Origin of the sequence: Gordonia sp. YY1 (genome assembly GCF_009872315.1) — a bacterium.
Classification (GTDB): domain Bacteria; phylum Actinomycetota; class Actinomycetes; order Mycobacteriales; family Mycobacteriaceae; genus Gordonia; species Gordonia amicalis.
This window is the reverse complement of record NZ_WXYI01000004.1, coordinates 86,345-104,455: the sequence shown is the minus strand read 5'-3', so window position 1 is coordinate 104,455 and position 18,111 is coordinate 86,345. Positions and strand designations below refer to the sequence as shown.

Sequence of the window (18,111 nt, the reverse complement as noted above, 5' to 3'; positions counted from 1 at the left end):
ATGCAGTTCCCCTTCGAAGCCGAACGCCGCCTCGGCAATCAGCACCTCTTCTGGCGCGGGCTGGCCACGATCATCGTGGCCGCGATCGTCGTCGGCGTCCTGATCGCCAAGTCCAACGGCGACCTCGACGAACACGTCGAGGTGAAGGCCATGCTCGAAGAGGTCGGTGACGGCCTGCCCACCCGCTCGGACGTGAAGTACCGCGGCGTTCTCGTGGGAGCGGTCAACGAGGTCACCCCGGCCATCGACGGCGGCACCAACGTCGTCGACATCGACCTGAAGCCCCAGTACGCCACCGGGATCCCGGCAACGGTCACGGCACGAGTCGTGCCGGGCAACGTCTTCGCGGTGTCGTCGATCCAGCTGATCGACAACGGCCCGGCACCGCATATCACCGACGGTGCGGAGATCTTCCAGGACGACAGCGAGGCGACCATCCAGTTCCAGACCGCACTGACCAAACTGCGCGACATCGTCGGCGCCATGAGCCGGTCCCGGTCGGATTCGACGATTGGCGTGATCACCGCTCTCGCCGAGGCCACCGATCGGCGCGGCGACGACCTCGTCACGGCCGGGCGCCAACTCGAACAGATCGCGACCGAGACCAACGCCCTCATGGAACCCGGTGACGGTCCGTCGACGATCCGCGCGTTCAACGAGGCGGTCCGAGGACTCGACCAGTCCGCGCCCGACCTGCTCGACGCCGTGCACAGCTCGGTGGTACCGATGCGCACCGTCGCCGAGAAGGAGATGGCGCTGACCGGCTTCCTGGCCGCCGGCTCGACGACACTCGGCACCGCGACGACGGCGATGGACAACAACACCGCCCGGATGATCACCATCTCGACCAACCTCACCCCGGTCATCGGTGTACTCGCCGACAACGCACCGTCGTTCGTGCCGATCACGACCCGGCTCGCGGTGGTCGCCGACAAGTTCAACGAACACGTCTACAACCCCGAGACCGGTCTGGCCACGTCGAAGATGATCCTGTCGCTGTCGCCGAACCGGACCTACGTCCGTGCGGACTGTCCGCGGTACGGCAACCTCGAGGGTGCGAGCTGCAAGACGGCACCGGTGACCGCCCGTCCCTACGGCTTTCCCAAGAAGCTCGATCCGAAGAACTACCAGCTCCCCGCCGGATACGAGCTCCCGCGCGGTTACCGCCTGCCGCCGGGGCTCATGGGCGGCAACGTCGGACCCGTCGGCAGCAAGGCCGAACTCGAGCAGCTGCGCAAGATCCTGGGCAAGGACGCGACCCCCGCGGCGATGATGCTGCTCGCTCCGCTGCTGCGCGGCAACAAGGTCGAGATCCGTCCCGACACCGGTGACCAGAAGCCCGGTGCACCGCGAGCAGGGGAGGGAGGCCCGCGATGAGCACGTTCCGGAAATCTCTCATCACGCTGTCGTTGTTCCTCGTCGTCTCGCTCGTGCTGTCCTGGTTCGTCTATGTCACGTTGCAGCGCAACGTCAACGGCGCCACGCGCGAGTACAGCGCGGTCTTCACCGACGTCAGTGGTCTGCGTCCCGGCGACGACGTCCGGGTCGCCGGTGTCCGGGTCGGCCGGGTCGACAAGATCCAACTCGAGAAGACCGTCGCCCGGGTCACTTTCGAGGTCCAGGACGACCAGACCCTCTACACCAACACGAGAGCCTCGGTGACGTACCAGAACATCATCGGGCAGCGGTACCTCGGCCTGCTCGCCGGTGACGGCAGTTCGTCGGCGAAGCCGCTCCAGGAGGGTGGGGAGATCCCCGTGCAGCAGACCGAGCCGTCGTTCGACATCGCCGGCCTGCTCAACGGCTTCGAACCGCTCTTCAGTGTCCTCGACCCCGATCGGGTGCAGAACATCACCCAGACGATCATTACCGCACTGCAGGGCGACAAGGGATCGCTGACCTCTCTGATCGCCCAGACGTCCACACTCGCCGAGTCCTTCGCAGGACCGGACAACGTCCTCGGCGACCTGATCGTCGGTCTCGACAAGGTGACCGCGTCGCTGGCCGGCCAGTCGGGGAGTGTCGAGTCGCTGATCTCGAACATGCGCGACGTGTTCACCACGCTCAACTCCCGGCAGGGTGAGCTGGTCAGTTCGATCGACCAGATCACGCAGACGATCGGTCGAACGGCGGTGGTGTTCAACAACATCGAGCCGAGCCTGTCCGCATTGGTGGCGAGGGAGCCCGGATTCACGGGTCACATCGTCAGCAACGCCGAGAAGTTCGCGTACCTGTTCTACAACGTCCCGCTGGCGATGCAGGGCCTCGCCCGCTTCTCGCAGGAGAGCACCGCAGCGAACGCGTACATCTGCAACGTCAACCTCACGATCGTCCCCGGCCTGTCGCACTTGATTCCCGGCATCGTCGCCGGGGTCACACCGGGCGGGAAGATCCAACAATCCCCGATCTGCAGGTGAACATGCTGAACAAGATGAGATCCATCAAGCGCCGGTCACTGCCGAAACCCTCCGCACTGAATCCTTTCCGGGGGCGCCTTGAAGACCAGAGCAGAGTCAAACTCGGTATCAGCGCGATCCTGATCCTGAGTCTGGTTGTGCTCGGCATCGTCGGTATCGGCCGGCTCGGTGTCGGTGACAACACCTATGACGCCGAGTTCCTCCAGGCGGCACAGATTTCCGGCGGTGATCAGGTCACCGCCGCCGGGGTGCCGATCGGCACCGTGACCGGGGTGCGGCTCGCCGGCGACCGTGTGGTCGTGTCGATGAAGATTCATGGTGACGTCGAACTCGGTGCCGACACCAGGGCGGCCATCAAGCTCACCACCCTGCTCGGGTCGCGCTACGTCGAGATCCAGCCCGCGGGCACGGGCGGGATTCCCGACGACGTGATCCCGCTGAAGAACACCTCGGTGCCCTACGACCTGCAAACCGCTCTGGCCAACGCCACGACCACCTTGGAACAGGTCGACGCCAAGCGGATCGCGGATTCGATGACGGTGCTGTCCGACCAGCTCGACGGCGCGCCGTACGTGATGCCGCAGGCGCTGAAGAACATCGAGAACCTCTCGACCATCATCGCCGACCGTCGAACCCAGATCGGCCAGCTCCTCGCGAGCACCAATGAACTGACGACCGCGATCCGCAATCAGCAGGTCGCGTTGGGGCAGATGGTCGTTCGTGGTGAACGACTCGTCACCGAGTTGGTGACCCGCATCAACTCGTTGCAGCAGCTGATCAAATCCACCACCCGACTGATCGGCAGCCTCCACCAGATCGTGGGGGTCCAGGGTCCTCAGGTGACACAGTTGCTCCAGAACATGGAGACCCTCCTCGGTGCGGTGGCACGACGGGAAGACGTGCTGCGCAACACGCTGCAGATCATGCCCGTACCGATCCGCAACTTCGCCAACGCTACCGGCTACGGCAACAATCTCGAGTTCGGCGCCCCCGCAGGAGCTCTCGTTGACGCGTGGATGTGTGCGGTCAGCGGGCAGGCGAAGATGATGTCTCTCGCCGAGTACTTCAAGGAGTGCAAGTGATGTTCAGGTTCATCGCACATCCGCTCCTCATCCTCGCCGCGGCGGCACTTCTGCTGACGGGATGCTCGATCGGCTCCAATCCCTTCGAGGAGAAGATCACCGTCACCGCCGAGTTCGACAACGCCAACGGCCTCTACGTCGGCAACTCGGTGGACGTGCTGGGAATGTCGGTCGGGAAGGTCACCGCCATCGAGGCGAAGGGCGGCTACGCACTCGTCACCATGGAGATCGACAAGGCCATCAAGATCCCCGCGACCGCACAGGCGGTGACGGTCTCGACATCGATTCTCACCGACCGCCACGTCGAACTCACCCCGGTGTACCGGGAGGGACCGACGATGCAGAACGGCGACAAGATCGGACTGGATCGCACCCGCACCCCGGTCGAGTTCGACCGAGTTCTCACCATGGTCGAGCGACTGTCGGCCGAACTCGGCGGCAACGGCAAGGGGGAGGGGCCGGTCGCGAATCTGATGGCGGTCAGCGTTGCGATGACAGAGGGAAACGGTCAGTCGATGCGCAACGCCCTCGGCGACCTCGAGCGCGCACTGCGGCTCAGCGAGGACGGCGGCGCACACTCACGGCGGGACATCACCGCGATCGCATCCAACCTCGCCCGACTCAGTGAGGCCGCAGCGAACAACGATGCCGTGATCCGCGACCTCGGTTCTGGTTTCGCACAGATGTCGTCGTTCCTGGCCTCGGAGGATCTGGGCACCGGGACGACGGGCAAACAGCTCAACGACCTCATGCGAGAGACCCAGGCGCTCCTCATCACCAACCGCGAGACGATCAAGAACACGCTGTCGAGCACCACCACCGTGACCACGGCGATGGTCGACTACCGACGCAATCTGTCCGAGTTCTTCGACATCGCACCGATGCTCATGGACAACGTCTACAACGCGATCGACCAGGAGACCGGTGCACTGCGCGTGCACGGACTGGTCGACAAACTCCTTCTCGACGGTCAGGGGGTCAAGGAGGTGTGCAACCTTCTCGGCCTACGCCAACTCGGTTGCGCCACCGGCACACTGCAGGACTTCGGACCCGACTTCGGGGCCACCTCGATCCTCGCCGCACTCGTGGAGAACGCCAAATGAGCGCCCGGGCACGGCAGGTCGGCAAACCAGCGGCAGCGCTCGCCGTCGGGCTCGCCGCCGTACTGGGCGTGAGCGGTTGCGGAGTGGGACTCGAACAGCTCCCACTGCCGGCACCCGGGGCCTCCGGCGCCACGTACACGCTGACCGCTCGTTTCACGAACGCACTCAATCTCCCGCAGGGCGCGAAGGTGCGCGTTCTGGGGGCGGATGTGGGTTCGGTCGCCTCGATGGACGCCGAGAACTTCACCGCCGTCGTCGACCTCCGGATCCAGTCGTCGACGTCCTTGCCCGTGGGCACGACGGCCGAACTGCGTTCGGCCACCCCACTCGGTGACGTCTTCGTCGCGCTCGAACCGCCGCCCGAAGGTCAGGACAAGAAGGGCGAACTGCAGAACGGCGACGAACTGACGGTCGACGACACGTCGTCGGCGGCGACCGTGGAAGAAGTCCTGGCCACCAGTGCCCTACTGGTCAACGGCGGTGCCGTCCGCAACCTGGTCAAGGTCGTCAACGGACTCGGCGAGGCGGTCGGCCCGGACGGCCGGTCGGTTGCGCATCTGGTCGACCAGTCGACCGATCTCATCTCGACACTGTCGAACCGCACGGGCGAGATCGACCGCGCGATGCGCAACACCAGCAACCTGGCGGCCACTCTCGGTGCACGGCAGAAGGACCTGTCCGATGCGATCAGTGCCGCCGCCCCGGCTGTCGGAGCGCTGTCGGCCAACACCGGCCAGGTACTCGACATGGTCGCCAACGTCGACCGGCTCACCGAACTGATCGGACAGTTCCCCTCGATCAAGGGCACCGACAATCGCAGCACCATCGCCGACATGAACAAGCTGTCGTACTGGTTCAACGCGGCCTCGCTGAATCCGAACGCGAACATGAATGCGGTGAATTCGATTCTCGCGCCGCTGATCAAGGCGGCGAGCTCGACCTCCGCACATGCGAACATCGACATCCAGGGGATCGCACTGGGCGTCGTCGGCGATCCGAATCACAAGGCCGATCCCGGTATGCGAGTCCCGGACGCGACCGACGTGATCAATGTGATCGGTAGCATCTCCTACCTGCTCGACAAGCTGTACAAGCAGTCGACGGGAGGCCGGTGATGGGAATCCGAAGTGCTGCAGAGCCGGTCGCGTCCGGGCTCGTCGGTGTCGTCCGATGGGGTCGCGCACGGCGCCTGACCCTGTCCGCGATCGCGCTCGCGCTGACTCTCGTCCTCGGTGTCGCCTATCTGCTGTTCGGCGCGTTGCGCATCAACCCGGGAGCCTCGCAGATGACGATTCGCGTCAACCTCCTCAACTCGGGGGGTCTGCTTGCGGGACAGGATGTCACGATGCGAGGTGTCTCGGTCGGTCGCGTCTCCGCAGTCGACCTGAGCGAGTCCGGCGTCGTCGCAGTGGTGCGGGTGTCGACCGACGCGAAGATCCCCGCGGATACGACGGTCCGGGTGTCGGGACTCTCGCCGGCGGGCGAGCAGTACCTGGACTTCCGGCCCGCGAACGGCGACGGTCCCTACCTGACCGACAACGCCGTGATCGACGCCAAACGCACCACCACACCCACTCCCATCGCCGAGGTACTCGAAAGCCTCCAGGGGACGCTCGATCAGATCAACCCAGAAGAGTTGGAGATCATCGTCAAGGAACTCGGCGTCTCGCCCCAGGGTGTGAAGAAGCTCGACAACATCGTCAACGGTGGGATCTTCCTGCTGTCGACGCTGCACACCGCGCTGCCGAACACCACGTCCCTGCTCAAGTCGAGCAAGGTCATGCTCGGCACGCTGGGGGAGACCGCACCCAGGATCCGGGCGATGTCGGCCGATCTGCGGCGCGTGTTCACCGGTGTGGAGAAGATGGACGGCGGATTCCGGCGACTCGTCGACCAGGGACCGGCGACCATGGGTGCGGTCGACGCCCTGTTCGCCGACAATTCGCCGACGATGGTCCAGCTGTTGGGCAATCTGGTGACCATCTCCAAGCTCTCATATCTGAGGGTGCCCGCCCTCGAGGCGATCTGGCCCGATCATCGCGGTTCGGTCCTCGAAGCCATCGGATCGACGTTCCGCGACGGCGGGACCTGGGGCATCGTCGACGTCTACGAACGCTATGTCTGCGACTACGACCTGCCCCGCAAACCGCCGTCGATCCCGGACTACCCCGAGCCCTACCTGTACACCTACTGCAACGACCCCGACCCGGCGATTCTCGTCCGAGGCGCGCGCAACGCTCCGCATCCGGCAGGGGAGGAGCACCTCTCTGGTCCGCCTGCGAATGTGGACCCGCGTGCGACCGCCGCCCCGCCCCCGCGTGGGCCGCTGTCCATCCCCACGCCCTATGGAGGACCGAAGGTTCCGCTGCCACCGCCACCGCAGTGACTCGCGGCGTGACCGCACGCCCGGCGAAAACCTTCACCTCGAGAAAGGATTCACATGAAGACCGACACGTCAGCCGAGAACGACGCCGACACAACCGAAACCGGTGTCTCCGCGCAGGACGACACGGCGTCGTCGACGACCGTCGAGAAGGCCACCGACGAGAAGACCACCGACGCGACGGCGTCCGGCTCGGAGTCCGCCGCCGAGGAGTCACCGAAGAAGTCGAAGACGGTGTCGGTCAGCAAGAAGTCGAGGAAGGACGCCGAATCCTCCGCGGACGAGACCGCCCAGGAGGACGCGACCGGGTCATCCGCCGGCGACGGCGGACGTCCGGTGGGCCGCAAGTCCACCAGACTCGGCTGGGGCGCAGCAGGTGTGGGTTTGCTGGCGGTCATCACGATCGCCGCATCCGCGCTGGCGATCGTCTTCGGCGTGCAACTGAAGAACCGCATCGACATCGAGAACGCCGGGCAAGAGGCACTACGGACCGCGGAGAGCTATGCGGTCGCACTCACCAGCATCGACACCCGCAACCTCGACCGGGACTTCGCGCGCGTACTCGAGGGTGCCACCGGCGAATTCAAGGACATGTACTCGAGTTCGAGTTCGCAGCTGCGCCAGCTGCTCGTCGACAACCAGGCGACCGGCAAGGGAACCGTGATCGATGCGGGTATCAGGTCGCAGTCCGAGAACAAGGTCGAGGTGATGCTGTTCGTCGACCAGACGGTGACGAACACGGCGAGCCCGGATCCTCGTCTCGACCGCAGCCGCATCCTGATGACGATGGAGAAGGTCGACGGACGCTGGCTGGCCTCCAAGGTCGAATTGCCGTGATCGTTCCGACGAAACCGGTCCCCGCACATAGGTGACGAAGTAAACTATGTTGCACCGGGGCGTCGGATGTTGACGCCTGCACACAGCGGGAGATCACACCATGCAACAGACCCTGAAGGCCCTGGCCGAGACGTCGCTCGCGATCTCGCCGTGGGCGCCGGCACCCAAACCCTCCAGCGTCGGCGAGGTGGACGCTGCCTTCCTCACCAAGGTCTTCGCCGCGAAGGCACCCGGGGCGGTCGCCGAAGGCGTCACCCGACTCGACGGCACGTCGGGAACCACCGACCGCAACCGGCTCGGCATCCAGTGGAACCGCGTCGGCCTCGACGCCGGACTGCCGGCCAGCGTCTTCATCAAGTCGACGCCTCTGAACGCCAAGAACCGGACGATGGTGGCGGCACTCGACATGGCCGTCAACGAGGTGAAGTTCTACGACCAGATCCGTCCGCAACTCGCCGATTCGATCGCCCCGAAGTCGTACTTCGCACATGCCGGCCACGGTGCCCGGCATCTGCTCGTCCTCGAGGACCTCGAAGCCGCGGGTGCCACCTTCCCGTTCAGCGTCGAGGAGATCACCCTGCCCGGTGTCGAGGCCATCATGCGAACGCTGGCGCGGGTGCACGCGCAGTTCTGGAACAGCCCGCGGCTCGCGTCGGAGCTGCCGTGGATCGCACCCGAATCCGCACGCCCGGGATTCCCGTTGTTGCTCTGGCAATTCCGCAAGGTGCGCAAGACGATCCTGAACGACGAGAACGTCGAGATCCCGGCCGCCGCCCGGCGGATGGCGGAGTTCGCGAACCAGAACGACAAGGCGCTGCACGCGAAGTGGGAAGAGGGCCCGCAGACGATGCTGCACGGCGACTCCCACATCGGTAACACCTACCTGAAGCCAGACGGTACGGCCGGCCTCCTGGACTGGCAGGTCATCCACCGGGGTCCGGGCCTGCGCGAGGTCAGCTACATGCTCACCCACTCGACGCCTGCGGCCATCCGCCGCGGAAACGAGGAAGAACTCCTCCGCGCGTATCTCGACACCCTCGAGGATGAAGGCGTCGAGGACGCGCCGACCTTCGATCAGGCTTGGGAAGCGCTGCGGTTCTTCGCCTTCGACGCCTGGGACTCGATCGCCATCTGCACGGTGTGGCCGGGGCTGCAACCGGCCGACCGCGTCGAACTCGCCTTCGCGGCCGCGAACTCGATGGTCGAGGATCTCGAGGTCGACAAGGCCATCAAGAAGGCGCTCGCCTGACGCCGAACACCGAATGTCGAACGCACCGTCCCGATCGGGACGGTGCGTTCGTCGTTCGGTCCGGCCGCCGGGTCGGCGGCGCGTCCCGTGTTCGGCGTTGACGACCCGAATGCGAACACTTGGATCAGACGCCCTGCCACCGCCCGCTGGCGAAGTCGAATTCCCCTGCAGTGGAGCGATGTTCACGTTTCGGGGGTCGGCCAGACAGCTCGCCGAAAGCGAATAGAATACGAATAGTCTGTCGCGTTATTCTCGGTGGCATGGTGATCCAAGACACAGCACGGCCCGCTGTTGAGCCGACCCCGTCGGTCGCGTCTGTTCCACACAAGCGCAGCGTCTTCGACTGGGCGGTGGACAAGTCCTTCCAGTCGATCCGGGACGAGTTCTTCCGGAACGTCCAGTTCACCGAACCGAAGGGTGATCCCGGGTGGTTCGGACCCGGGAGCGCCGTCTGGTACGTCCACGAGCACCTGCCGACGGTCCAGATCGCCATGGGTGCCGCCGCGATGATGGAGACCCTGCACCCCGACATGGCCTGGATGGCGTACGAGCACACGCGCGCCCTCGAACGGATCGACGGCGTACCGACCGGCCAGTTCGACGAGAAGGCATTTTCCTCACGTTCCGGACACACCCTGTCCTTCTTCTTCGGTGTCGCCTTGGCGTCGACGCCGGTGGCCGAACGGGTGTCGAAGACGGTCCGGGGAATGCACAACCGCATCGATGGTGTGCGTCCCGACGGCCACGCCTACAAGGCCAGCGACCCCGATCTGCTGACCTGGAACTACTGCACCCAGGCGTGGGCTCTCGCAGCGTCGCACAAGGCCTTCCATCCCGACCCGCTGAGCGACGAACGTCTCGAGGAGTTCTTCCACGATTACGCACGGATGGGTCGTGAGCTGGGCGGAGCGAATGTGCCGACCACGAAGGAGGGCGTCGGCAAGTATCTCGCCGACTCGCTGCCGTACCTGGCCGTGACCATGCCGACCGTCGAACTCCTCAATCCGACCGCACCGTGGCGCTACCCGTCGTGGCAGCGTCCAGTGGTGAGCCTCGTCGACTGGGCCATCCAGGATCTCCATCCGGAGTGGGCGCAGAAGCTGATGAACACCAGGCAGTACCCCAAGCCGATCGCCGCGGCTCGCCGCCGCGCGGTGAAGGCACTTCTGGGCTCGTTCCGGGACGGCAAGATGAAAGAGGTCTACGAGTCCTACGAGCGCATGGGCGTACCGTTCCCCAGGGACTGAACTGAACTACTCGACGCGGGTTCGCGGACACTGTCCACGGGCCCGCTTCGTCATCTCTGCAAGTCGGCCGTTGACATGCAAGTGTCTACTTGCCTATCGTCGGGTGTGGCCGACGTGTTCCATGCACTCGATGACGCGACGCGACGTGCGATCCTCGACGAACTCACCGACCGCGACGGTCAGACGCTGTTCGAGATCTGTGGGCGTCTCACCACCCGACAGGGACTGAGCCTGACCCGTCAGGCCATCTCACAGCACCTCGCCGTACTCGAGGCCGCCGGACTGGTTCACACCGAGAGACGCGGACGTGCCAAGTTCCACTACTTCGATCCGGCACCGCTGGCAGAGATCGCCAGGCGGTGGCCCGCGCCACGAAAGGCATGACATGAGAATCGCGTTGACCTCGATCTTCGTCGACGACCAGCGAAAGGCATTGGATTTCTACACCGACGTCCTCGGCTTCACCAAACACCTCGACATACCGCTGGGTGAGGACGCCTGGTGGCTCACCGTCGTGTCGCCGGAGGCGCCCGAAGGAACCGAACTCCTGTTGGAGCCGGCCGGGCATCCCGCGGTGAAGCCCTATCGGGATGCACTCGTCGAGGACGGTATCCCGTTGGCGCAGTTCGCCGTCGACGATGTGGACGCCGAGTACAACCGCCTGCGTGAACACGGTGTCGTCTTCACCCAGGAGCCCACCGACGTCGGAACGGCAATCGTGGCCATCTTCGACGACACCTGCGGCAACCTCATCCAGATCGCCGCGGTCAAGGAGGCCTGACCCGGCCTCCCGGAGGCGTTCGCCCGCGGGTGCTGGTGTTCGGTCTCGATCCGAAGGCTGCTGTCACGCTGTGGCGAGTGGCGCCGAGAGTGGTGGGATCTCGACGACGCGGGCGCGTAACGCAGCGGGGTCGCCGTCGAACATGTCGATCCACCATCCGATGTTGGGCGCCTTCCGCCTGCGCCCGTCCTGGTCGGTCTCCCATCGAGTGAGCGCGGGTTCGGCGATCAACAGCGGCGACGCCGGATCCTTCTCGACCTCGAGCCTGCGTCTCTGGCGCCGATGGCGAATTGTGGTGCCGTGCAGTCGAAATGGTCCGATTGCGAGTTTGATGAGGTTGATGACCTGGTATGCGGCGTTCATCGACTTGTTGGCGGCATACTCGGGGCACGCGGGATCGACCGGCTGTCGGATCGCCGTGAACCGGTCGTAGGAGAACTCGAGACCGCGCAGGCTCGCTTCCCGCACCATCCAGGCCAGGGTGAGTTCGGACGGTTCGACCACTTTCAGACCTCCGCCGATGTCGGAGTGCACGCCCTCGAACCAGACCTGCTTCACATCGGTCTCGGTGTTACCGGCGGTCTCCCAGACACACGGGTCGAACGTCAGCCGACACTCGTCGATCGCCAGCGCCTGACGCGCGACCTCGACCTTGTCGCCGAGCTTCACATTGTGGAAGTTGTGCTTGTACCGGGTGATACCGGGAACGCCGAGGGCTCCCACGGTGTCGAACACGCCGATGAACGCGACCGGCACCTCGCGACCGAGGGCGGATCGTTTGTTCTCGTCCCGATACGACTGCAGGGCCTTCTCGAACAGGTTGCTCGCGGGGTTCTCGGCCAGTTGGCGTGGCGTGACCAGCCCGACCTTGCTGATCATCCCGACCAGACTGCGGGCGGTGTACGCGCCTCGACTGAAACCGAAGACGAAGATCTCGTCATCGGGCTCGTAGTTCAGGACGAGAAAACGGTAGGCGTCAACGAGATTCGCGTTCAACCCGCGTCCGAAGGCGCCTCCGAGGACACGGTCGGACCACGCGGAGCCCGTCCCGACACCGTTCACGTAGTGAACCAGTTGAACGGCACCGTCGGCTGCATCGGTCTTGACGGCCCGAGCGATCTTCTCCACGTTGGAGACCCGCGGATCCTTCGATGATTTCCACGTGCCATCGCAGCAGATGATCAGACGTTTCCTCATGCAGCCCCTCCATTGCGTCGACGGGCCCGACACATTCGACGGTAATGCCGCACACCGGTCCATGCAGTACACGTCAGTCGTACGGTTTACTGGTCTGATGAGCATCTTCGCGTCTGGACTCACGCGGGTCGTCCTCGCGACGGCCGGCGCTGCGTGTGCCGTGACCGGTGCGGTGGTCGGCGTCGGCCCGGCGGTGGCAGCGCCCACCGCCCTGGCCCCCGGGACGGCCGGACTCGTACCGGGACTGGCGGTGTCGTACACGCTCGCCGCGAACGACGGCCGCGCCCAAGGGATTCAGATGTACATCACCTCCGGCAAACGGTCCGACGCCGAACAACGACAGTTGTGGCGGAACGCCATCGCCACCTACGGCAGTCCCGCGGCGGCCCGGCGCTGGGTTCTTCCCGCGGAGGAGTCGCCGCACGTTCGCGGTGAGGCCGTCGACGTCGGCCCGTGGGAGGGCGCTGCCTGGCTGGAACGCAACGGCTATCGCTGGGGGTTGTGCCGGACATTCGTCAACGAGTGGTGGCATTTCGAACTGGCCACGACACCCGGGACAGCGTGCCCGCCGATGTGGCCCGATGCCGCGGTCCGGGCGGATCGCCGCGGAATCTGATCCATCGGCCGTAGGCTGTCGATCGACGGGTCGCACGCTCGTCATCTCCTCACACGGACCGAGAGGCGGTCCGGTGACCAGGAGGTAGACCATGCATTACTCACTTCTGCTGCACTACCCGGAGCAGGACGCCACGACGCTCGGCGAGGACGCCATCCGGTCGGGTCAGGCAGCGTTCTCCGCCTACGCACGGGCATTGCAGGACGCCGGCGTCCTGGTGAGTGCCGAGGTGCTCCAGCATTCGACCGCCACCACCACGCTGCGGAAGGTGGACGGCGAACTCGTCATCCAGGACGGTCCGTTCGCGGACACCAAGGAGCAACTCGGCGGGTCCATCGTCGTCGATGTCGAGGACCTCGACGACGCCATCGAGTGGGCACGTCAGGCGCCCCCCATCGACTGGGGTGTCGTCGAGATCCGACCCGGGGCCACGTACACCGTGAACGGGGCGTGGACACCGAACGGATGAACCTGCCGGGAGCGCACGCCGTCGCGGAACACGCCGCTCGCGAGGCGTATTCGCGGCTGGTGGCGCTCCTTGCCGCATCATCGGGCGACCTCGCGCTCGCCGAGGACGCGTTGTCGACCGCCTTCGAACGTGCGCTCGTCACGTGGCCGGCACGCGGCATACCCGAGAATCCGACCGCGTGGCTGCTCACCGTCGCCCGCAACCACCAGCGCGACGTCTGGAAGTCCGCGTCACACCGGATGTCGGTCGATCTCTACGACCGCGCCGATACCGCCGGGGAGGCCAGCGTGACACCCATCGACGATCTCGACCCCGACGCGATCGGCGACAAGCGACTCGAATTGCTGTTCACCTGCGCTCACCCCGCGATCGACCCGGCCATCCGGACACCCCTGATGTTGCAGGCGGTGCTGGGATTCGAGGCCACTCACATCGCCGCGGCCTTCGCGGTGGCGCCCGCGACGATGGCGCAACGACTCGTCCGCGCCAAGCGACGCATCCGCGACGCCCGCATCCCGTTCGCCGTTCCCGACCGCACGGCGATGCCGGGACGACTGTCCGCGGTGCTCGAGGCCGTCTACGGGTGCTTCGCGATCGCCTGGGACGACGCGACCGGTTGCGGGCCCGACGCCGTCGAATCGATGACGGGGGAGGCGCTGTATCTCGCCGTGACACTCGCATCTCTCCTCGACGTCGAGCCCGAGGCATGGGGACTCGCCGCTCTCATCGCCCTGTCGTTGTCACGTGCGCCGGCCCGGGACGGACCGTTCGTCCCACTCGAGGAGCAGGACCCCGCGCTGTGGGACGGCGAACTGATCCGCGACGGCGAGGCGATGCTCCGACGTGCCGCCGCACTCGGCGCACCGATGGGGCGATTCCAGCTCGAGGCCGCCATGCAGTCGGTCCACGCCGATCGCGCACGCACCGGCGTCGTCGAGTGGGCCGTACTCGAGACCTTGTCGACCGCCCTCCTCACCGTCACCCCGACACTGGGTGCACGGGTCGCGCACGCCGCCATCGTGGGGCGCGCGACGTCGCCCGCCGATGGTCTGGCGCTGCTCGGGCAACTCGAGGAGCAGCACGACCTCGACGACTTCCAACCTTTCCACGCCACACGCGCAGACCTCCTGGCCCGCACCGGCGCACTCGACGAGGCACGTCGGCACTTCGAGCGCGCCGCGACGTTCGCCCGCGACCCTCGCGTCCGAGAGTACTTGCGGTGCCGGGCGGACCGCATGGGGTGACTCCGTCCCGGGGGACACGTGCGCAGACGCCGCCCCGGCGTCGTCCATAGGAGCCGGCTAACCCTTCCATAGGCGCAAATCATCGGCTGCACAGCGTATTCCGTGACAGTCACGACCTAGGGTGGTGAGTCGGACAACGAGTGTCCGACGACACGGGAGACCGCAATGACTGCATCCGCCGAGGCCGTCACCGACGTGACCTCCGAGCCCTACCGCTCGCGCCGCAACCACTGGAACAACCATGTCCGCCGCCACGCTCTGACGACTCCCGACGAACCCGCGATCACCTTCCTCGGCCAGACGCGCACGTGGACGCAGATCGACGACCGCTCCCGGGCTTTCGCCGCGGCGCTGAGCAGACGCGGTGTGGAGTTCGGCGACCGGGTCATGATGGCGCTGCTCAACCGCACCGAGTACGTCGAAGCGATTCTGGGGGCGACCCTCATCGGTGCGATCGCGGTGCCGGTGAACGTTCGCATGAGTCCCGGCGAGATCGCCTATCTCATGACGGACAGCGGCGCCGAGGTCGTGGTCACCGAATCGGCGCTGACCGGCGTCGTGGATGCCGCGCGGGCCCTGGGAGGCACCTCCGATACCGTCGTCGTCGTCGGCGAGAGCGACAACCCCGACCATCTTTCGTTCGAGGACCTCCTCGCCGAGGACCCCTCGGATCTCCCGCCGGTGGACGTCCCCGAGGACGCTGTCGCGATCATCATGTACACCTCGGGCACCACTGGCCGTCCCAAAGGTGCGATGCTGACCCACCAGAACTTTCAGTCGCAGGCCGTCACGTCGATCTCCACGACGAACCCACAGCCCGGTGACGTCGCATCGATCGTCCCGCCGATGTTCCACATCGCGGGCCTCGCGACCTTCGCGATGGTCTTCTACCGAGGAATCCGGGCGGTCATCCATCCGCTGGGATCCTTTGACCCCGACGTCATGCTCGACACGCTGGAGCGAGAGGGCTCGACATCGGTGTTCATGGTGCCCGCACAATGGCAGGCAGTGTGCGCCGCACAGCAGGCACGTCCGCGCGGCCTGCGTCTGCGTCACCTCAGCTGGGGTGGCGCCCCCGCCTCGGACACCGTGCTCAACGCCATCAACGAGACATTCCCGGGCGTTCTCAACATGACGTCGTTCGGGCAGACCGAGATGTCGCCGGTGACCTGCATCCTCGAGGGTAAAGACGCCCTGCGGAAGATCGGGTCGATCGGCAAGGTGATGCCTGCGGTGACGGCGCGCATCGTCGACCCGCTGATGAACGACGTGAAGCCCGGCGAGGTGGGGGAGATCGTCTACCGCGGGCCGACCCTGATGAAGGGCTACTGGAACAAGCCCGAGGAAACCGCGGACGCCTTCCGCGGTGGCTGGTTCCATTCCGGTGACCTCGTCCGGAAGGATGACGAGGGATTCCTCTTCGTGGTCGACCGAGCCAAGGACATGATCATCTCCGGCGGTGAGAACATCTACTGCGCCGAGGTCGAGAACGTCCTCTACGGCCATCCCGCTGTCGCCGAGGCGGCGGTCATCGGCCGGGCGGACCAGAAGTGGGGCGAGGTGCCCGTCGCGGTCGTCGTGCTCGCCGACGGTGTCGAGGACCTGACCCTGGCGGAGCTGGGACCCCACCTGAACGAGAATCTGGCGCGCTTCAAGCACCCGAAGGATCTCGTGATCATCGACGCCCTCCCGCGAAACGCCGGTGGCAAGGTCACGAAACCCATGCTGCGCCAGCGCTTTGGCAGCAAGGACGCCGGTTTGTCCGATTGACCCGGCGAAATCTGACGAGCAACCCGCCCGGTCTGCGTAGGGTGTGACGCAGACAACAACGTCGACCATCGCACGATCGACACGGGAGCAGGGATGACCGCAACCACCGACGCCACCGCCGACCTGACCACCGAGCCCTACCGCTCGCGCCGCAACCACTGGAACAACCAGGTCCACCGGCATGCGCTGATGACGCCGGACAACATGGCAATCACATACCTGGACAAGTCCACGACGTGGAAGCAACTCGATGACAGGTCACGGGCTTTCGGCGCAGCATTGAGCCGGCTCGGAGTCGAGTTCGGCGACCGAATCCTCATGGTGCTGCTCAACCGCACCGAGTACGTCGAAGCCGTGCTGGGCGCAACGCTGATCGGAGCGATCCCGGTTCCGGTGAACATCCGGATGAGCCCCGCCGAGGTCGCTTATCTCGTCGCCGACAGTGGGGCCAAGGTCATACTGACCGAGAAACTCCTCGCGCCGTTGGCCGATGCCGTGAGTGCGTCCACCGGTGGGATCGACACCCTCATCGTCGTCGACGGCAGTGAGAACCCTCAGCATCTCGACTACGAAAGCCTTGTCGCGCAGGGGGACTCGGATCTGCCGGCGGTCGATGTCCCGGAGGACACCGTCGCCGCGATCATGTACACCTCGGGTACCACCGGAAAGCCCAAGGGCGCCATGCTGACCCACCAGAATTTCCACGCGCAGGCCGTCACCACGATGGCGACCACCGCGTCCGCCGATGCCGAGGACGTGGCGTCGGTCGTACCGCCGATGTTCCACATCGCCGGGCTCGCCGCATTCGCCCCGGTCTTCTACCGCGGCATCCGTGCGGTCATCCATCCACTCGGTGCTTTCGACCCGGACGCCATGCTCGACACCCTGGAGAGAGAAGGCACCACCTCGGTGTTCATGGTGCCCGCACAGTGGCAGGCGGTGTGCGCGGCGCAGAAAGCGCGGCCGCGAAAGCTCCGTCTGCGCAACATCAGCTGGGGTGCGGCCCCCGCGTCGGACACCGTGCTCAACGCCATGGGCGAGGCCTTCCCCGAGGCGCTGAACATGACCGCCTTCGGGCAGACCGAGATGTCTCCGGTGACGACGATCCTCGAGGGCAAGGACGCACTGCGCAAGCAGGGTTCGATCGGCAAGGTGGTCCCGGCGGTGACCGCCCGCATCGTCGACCCGCTGATGAACGACGTGAAGCCCGGCGAGGTGGGAGAGATCGTCTATCGCGGACCCAACCTGATGAAGGGCTACTGGAACAAGCCCGCGGAGACCGCGGAAGCGTTCCGCGGCGGGTGGTTCCACTCCGGCGACCTGGTGCGAGAAGACGAGGACGGCTTCCTCTACGTCGTCGACCGAGCCAAGGACATGATCATCTCCGGCGGTGAGAACATCTACTGCGCCGAGGTCGAGAACGTCCTGTATGGCCATCCCGCGATCCTGGAGGCGGCCGTCATCGGTCGCGCGCACGAGAAGTGGGGCGAGGTGCCGGTCGCCGTCGTGGTCCTGGCCGAGGGCGTCATCGATCTGACGCTGGCCGAGCTGGAACCTCATCTGAACGAGAATCTCGCGCGGTTCAAGCACCCCAAGGACCTCGTGATCATCGACGAGCTGCCCCGGAATGCCGGCGGCAAGGTCGTGAAGCCGAAGCTGCGGGAGAGCTACGGCAGCAAGGATGCCGGGCTGGCCGACTGACCGCCCCCGCCCCCT

Annotated in this window: 17 protein-coding genes; 16 read left to right on the top strand and 1 reads right to left on the bottom strand. The window is 65.8% G+C overall.

Features of this window, described 5'->3' with window-relative positions:
• The 11 genes from BPODLACK_RS07560 to BPODLACK_RS07510 all read left to right on the top strand — a co-directional run bounded on the left by BPODLACK_RS07560 (position 1) and on the right by BPODLACK_RS07510 (position 11,099).
• On the top strand, positions 1–1,377 hold the full coding sequence (locus BPODLACK_RS07560) for an MlaD family protein (protein ID WP_024499216.1): 1,377 nt from the start codon (positions 1–3) through the stop codon (positions 1,375–1,377).
• Complete coding sequence (locus BPODLACK_RS07555) at positions 1,374–2,417, top strand: MlaD family protein (protein WP_159405007.1); 1,044 nt, start codon at positions 1,374–1,376, stop codon at positions 2,415–2,417. Before BPODLACK_RS07560 ends, BPODLACK_RS07555 begins: the two co-directional genes overlap by 4 nt.
• Before the next feature lie 14 nt (positions 2,418–2,431).
• A complete protein-coding gene (locus BPODLACK_RS07550) occupies positions 2,432–3,499 on the top strand; it encodes an MCE family protein (RefSeq protein ID WP_232512982.1) in 1,068 nt (355 codons plus the stop codon).
• The gene (locus BPODLACK_RS07545; protein ID WP_159405006.1) at positions 3,499–4,602 is read left to right on the top strand and encodes an MlaD family protein; all 1,104 of its coding nucleotides are present in this window, start codon (positions 3,499–3,501) and stop codon (positions 4,600–4,602) included. The genes BPODLACK_RS07550 and BPODLACK_RS07545 overlap by 1 nt, the downstream gene beginning before the upstream one ends.
• A complete protein-coding gene (locus BPODLACK_RS07540) occupies positions 4,599–5,717 on the top strand; it encodes an MlaD family protein (protein WP_024499220.1) in 1,119 nt (372 codons plus the stop codon). Before BPODLACK_RS07545 ends, BPODLACK_RS07540 begins: the two co-directional genes overlap by 4 nt.
• A complete protein-coding gene (locus tag BPODLACK_RS07535) occupies positions 5,717–6,988 on the top strand; it encodes an MlaD family protein (protein ID WP_159405005.1) in 1,272 nt (423 codons plus the stop codon). Before BPODLACK_RS07540 ends, BPODLACK_RS07535 begins: the two co-directional genes overlap by 1 nt.
• A 54-nt stretch (positions 6,989–7,042) precedes the next feature.
• On the top strand, positions 7,043–7,822 hold the full coding sequence (locus BPODLACK_RS07530; protein WP_159405004.1) for a hypothetical protein: 780 nt from the start codon (positions 7,043–7,045) through the stop codon (positions 7,820–7,822).
• Positions 7,823–7,922: 100 nt separating this feature from the next.
• Positions 7,923–9,071 (top strand): phosphotransferase, encoded by a 1,149-nt coding sequence (locus tag BPODLACK_RS07525; RefSeq protein WP_159405003.1) that lies wholly within the window; start codon positions 7,923–7,925, stop codon positions 9,069–9,071.
• Positions 9,072–9,331: 260 nt separating this feature from the next.
• A complete protein-coding gene (locus BPODLACK_RS07520) occupies positions 9,332–10,318 on the top strand; it encodes an oxygenase MpaB family protein (protein WP_236577623.1) in 987 nt (328 codons plus the stop codon).
• A gap of 75 nt (positions 10,319–10,393) precedes the next feature.
• A complete protein-coding gene (locus BPODLACK_RS07515) occupies positions 10,394–10,702 on the top strand; it encodes an ArsR/SmtB family transcription factor (RefSeq protein WP_201450599.1) in 309 nt (102 codons plus the stop codon).
• A gap of 1 nt (position 10,703) precedes the next feature.
• Positions 10,704–11,099 (top strand): VOC family protein, encoded by a 396-nt coding sequence (locus BPODLACK_RS07510; RefSeq protein ID WP_024499226.1) that lies wholly within the window; start codon positions 10,704–10,706, stop codon positions 11,097–11,099.
• Between the two features lie 63 nt (positions 11,100–11,162).
• On the opposite strand, the gene BPODLACK_RS07505 is transcribed toward BPODLACK_RS07510, so the two are convergent.
• Positions 11,163–12,296 (bottom strand): DUF2235 domain-containing protein, encoded by a 1,134-nt coding sequence (locus tag BPODLACK_RS07505; protein WP_159405002.1) that lies wholly within the window; start codon positions 12,294–12,296, stop codon positions 11,163–11,165.
• A gap of 97 nt (positions 12,297–12,393) precedes the next feature.
• Here BPODLACK_RS07505 and BPODLACK_RS07500 point away from each other — a divergent pair, with 97 nt between their 5' ends.
• The 5 genes from BPODLACK_RS07500 (at position 12,394) to fadD5 (BPODLACK_RS07480) (ending at position 18,096) form a co-directional block, all read left to right on the top strand.
• Positions 12,394–12,912, top strand: coding sequence for a M15 family metallopeptidase (locus BPODLACK_RS07500; RefSeq protein WP_024499228.1), 519 nt, complete (start codon positions 12,394–12,396; stop codon positions 12,910–12,912).
• 91 nt (positions 12,913–13,003) lie between these two features.
• Positions 13,004–13,381, top strand: a complete 378-nt coding sequence (locus BPODLACK_RS07495) for a YciI family protein (RefSeq protein WP_024499229.1) — start codon at positions 13,004–13,006, stop codon at positions 13,379–13,381.
• A complete protein-coding gene (locus BPODLACK_RS07490) occupies positions 13,378–14,625 on the top strand; it encodes an RNA polymerase sigma factor (protein WP_024499230.1) in 1,248 nt (415 codons plus the stop codon). The genes BPODLACK_RS07495 and BPODLACK_RS07490 overlap by 4 nt, the downstream gene beginning before the upstream one ends.
• A 165-nt stretch (positions 14,626–14,790) precedes the next feature.
• Positions 14,791–16,395 carry a fatty-acid--CoA ligase FadD5 gene (fadD5, locus tag BPODLACK_RS07485; RefSeq protein WP_024499231.1) on the top strand — a complete coding sequence of 535 codons (1,605 nt, stop codon included), beginning with the start codon at positions 14,791–14,793 and terminating at the stop codon, positions 16,393–16,395.
• 93 nt (positions 16,396–16,488) lie between these two features.
• Positions 16,489–18,096, top strand: a complete 1,608-nt coding sequence (gene fadD5, locus BPODLACK_RS07480) for a fatty-acid--CoA ligase FadD5 (protein WP_024499232.1) — start codon at positions 16,489–16,491, stop codon at positions 18,094–18,096.
• Positions 18,097–18,111: the final 15 nt, after the last annotated feature.

What these genes read in the sequence shown, in the direction of transcription:
- BPODLACK_RS07495 (WP_024499229.1), top strand. Translation starts at nt 13,004, where the DNA reads ATGCATTACTCACTTCTGCTGCACTACCCGGAGCAGGACGCCACGACG.
- BPODLACK_RS07540 (WP_024499220.1), top strand. Translation starts at nt 4,599, where the DNA reads ATGAGCGCCCGGGCACGGCAGGTCGGCAAACCAGCGGCAGCGCTCGCC.
- BPODLACK_RS07550 (WP_232512982.1), top strand. Translation starts at nt 2,432, where the DNA reads ATGAGATCCATCAAGCGCCGGTCACTGCCGAAACCCTCCGCACTGAAT.
- BPODLACK_RS07555 (WP_159405007.1), top strand. Translation starts at nt 1,374, where the DNA reads ATGAGCACGTTCCGGAAATCTCTCATCACGCTGTCGTTGTTCCTCGTC.
- BPODLACK_RS07505 (WP_159405002.1), bottom strand. Translation starts at nt 12,296, where the DNA reads ATGAGGAAACGTCTGATCATCTGCTGCGATGGCACGTGGAAATCATCG.
- BPODLACK_RS07510 (WP_024499226.1), top strand. Translation starts at nt 10,704, where the DNA reads ATGAGAATCGCGTTGACCTCGATCTTCGTCGACGACCAGCGAAAGGCA.
- BPODLACK_RS07525 (WP_159405003.1), top strand. Translation starts at nt 7,923, where the DNA reads ATGCAACAGACCCTGAAGGCCCTGGCCGAGACGTCGCTCGCGATCTCG.
- fadD5 (WP_024499232.1), top strand. Translation starts at nt 16,489, where the DNA reads ATGACCGCAACCACCGACGCCACCGCCGACCTGACCACCGAGCCCTAC.
- BPODLACK_RS07500 (WP_024499228.1), top strand. Translation starts at nt 12,394, where the DNA reads ATGAGCATCTTCGCGTCTGGACTCACGCGGGTCGTCCTCGCGACGGCC.
- BPODLACK_RS07535 (WP_159405005.1), top strand. Translation starts at nt 5,717, where the DNA reads ATGGGAATCCGAAGTGCTGCAGAGCCGGTCGCGTCCGGGCTCGTCGGT.
- BPODLACK_RS07520 (WP_236577623.1), top strand. Translation starts at nt 9,332, where the DNA reads ATGGTGATCCAAGACACAGCACGGCCCGCTGTTGAGCCGACCCCGTCG.
- BPODLACK_RS07530 (WP_159405004.1), top strand. Translation starts at nt 7,043, where the DNA reads ATGAAGACCGACACGTCAGCCGAGAACGACGCCGACACAACCGAAACC.
- BPODLACK_RS07545 (WP_159405006.1), top strand. Translation starts at nt 3,499, where the DNA reads ATGTTCAGGTTCATCGCACATCCGCTCCTCATCCTCGCCGCGGCGGCA.
- BPODLACK_RS07515 (WP_201450599.1), top strand. Translation starts at nt 10,394, where the DNA reads ATGCAAGTGTCTACTTGCCTATCGTCGGGTGTGGCCGACGTGTTCCAT.
- BPODLACK_RS07560 (WP_024499216.1), top strand. Translation starts at nt 1, where the DNA reads ATGCAGTTCCCCTTCGAAGCCGAACGCCGCCTCGGCAATCAGCACCTC.
- fadD5 (WP_024499231.1), top strand. Translation starts at nt 14,791, where the DNA reads ATGACTGCATCCGCCGAGGCCGTCACCGACGTGACCTCCGAGCCCTAC.
- BPODLACK_RS07490 (WP_024499230.1), top strand. Translation starts at nt 13,378, where the DNA reads ATGAACCTGCCGGGAGCGCACGCCGTCGCGGAACACGCCGCTCGCGAG.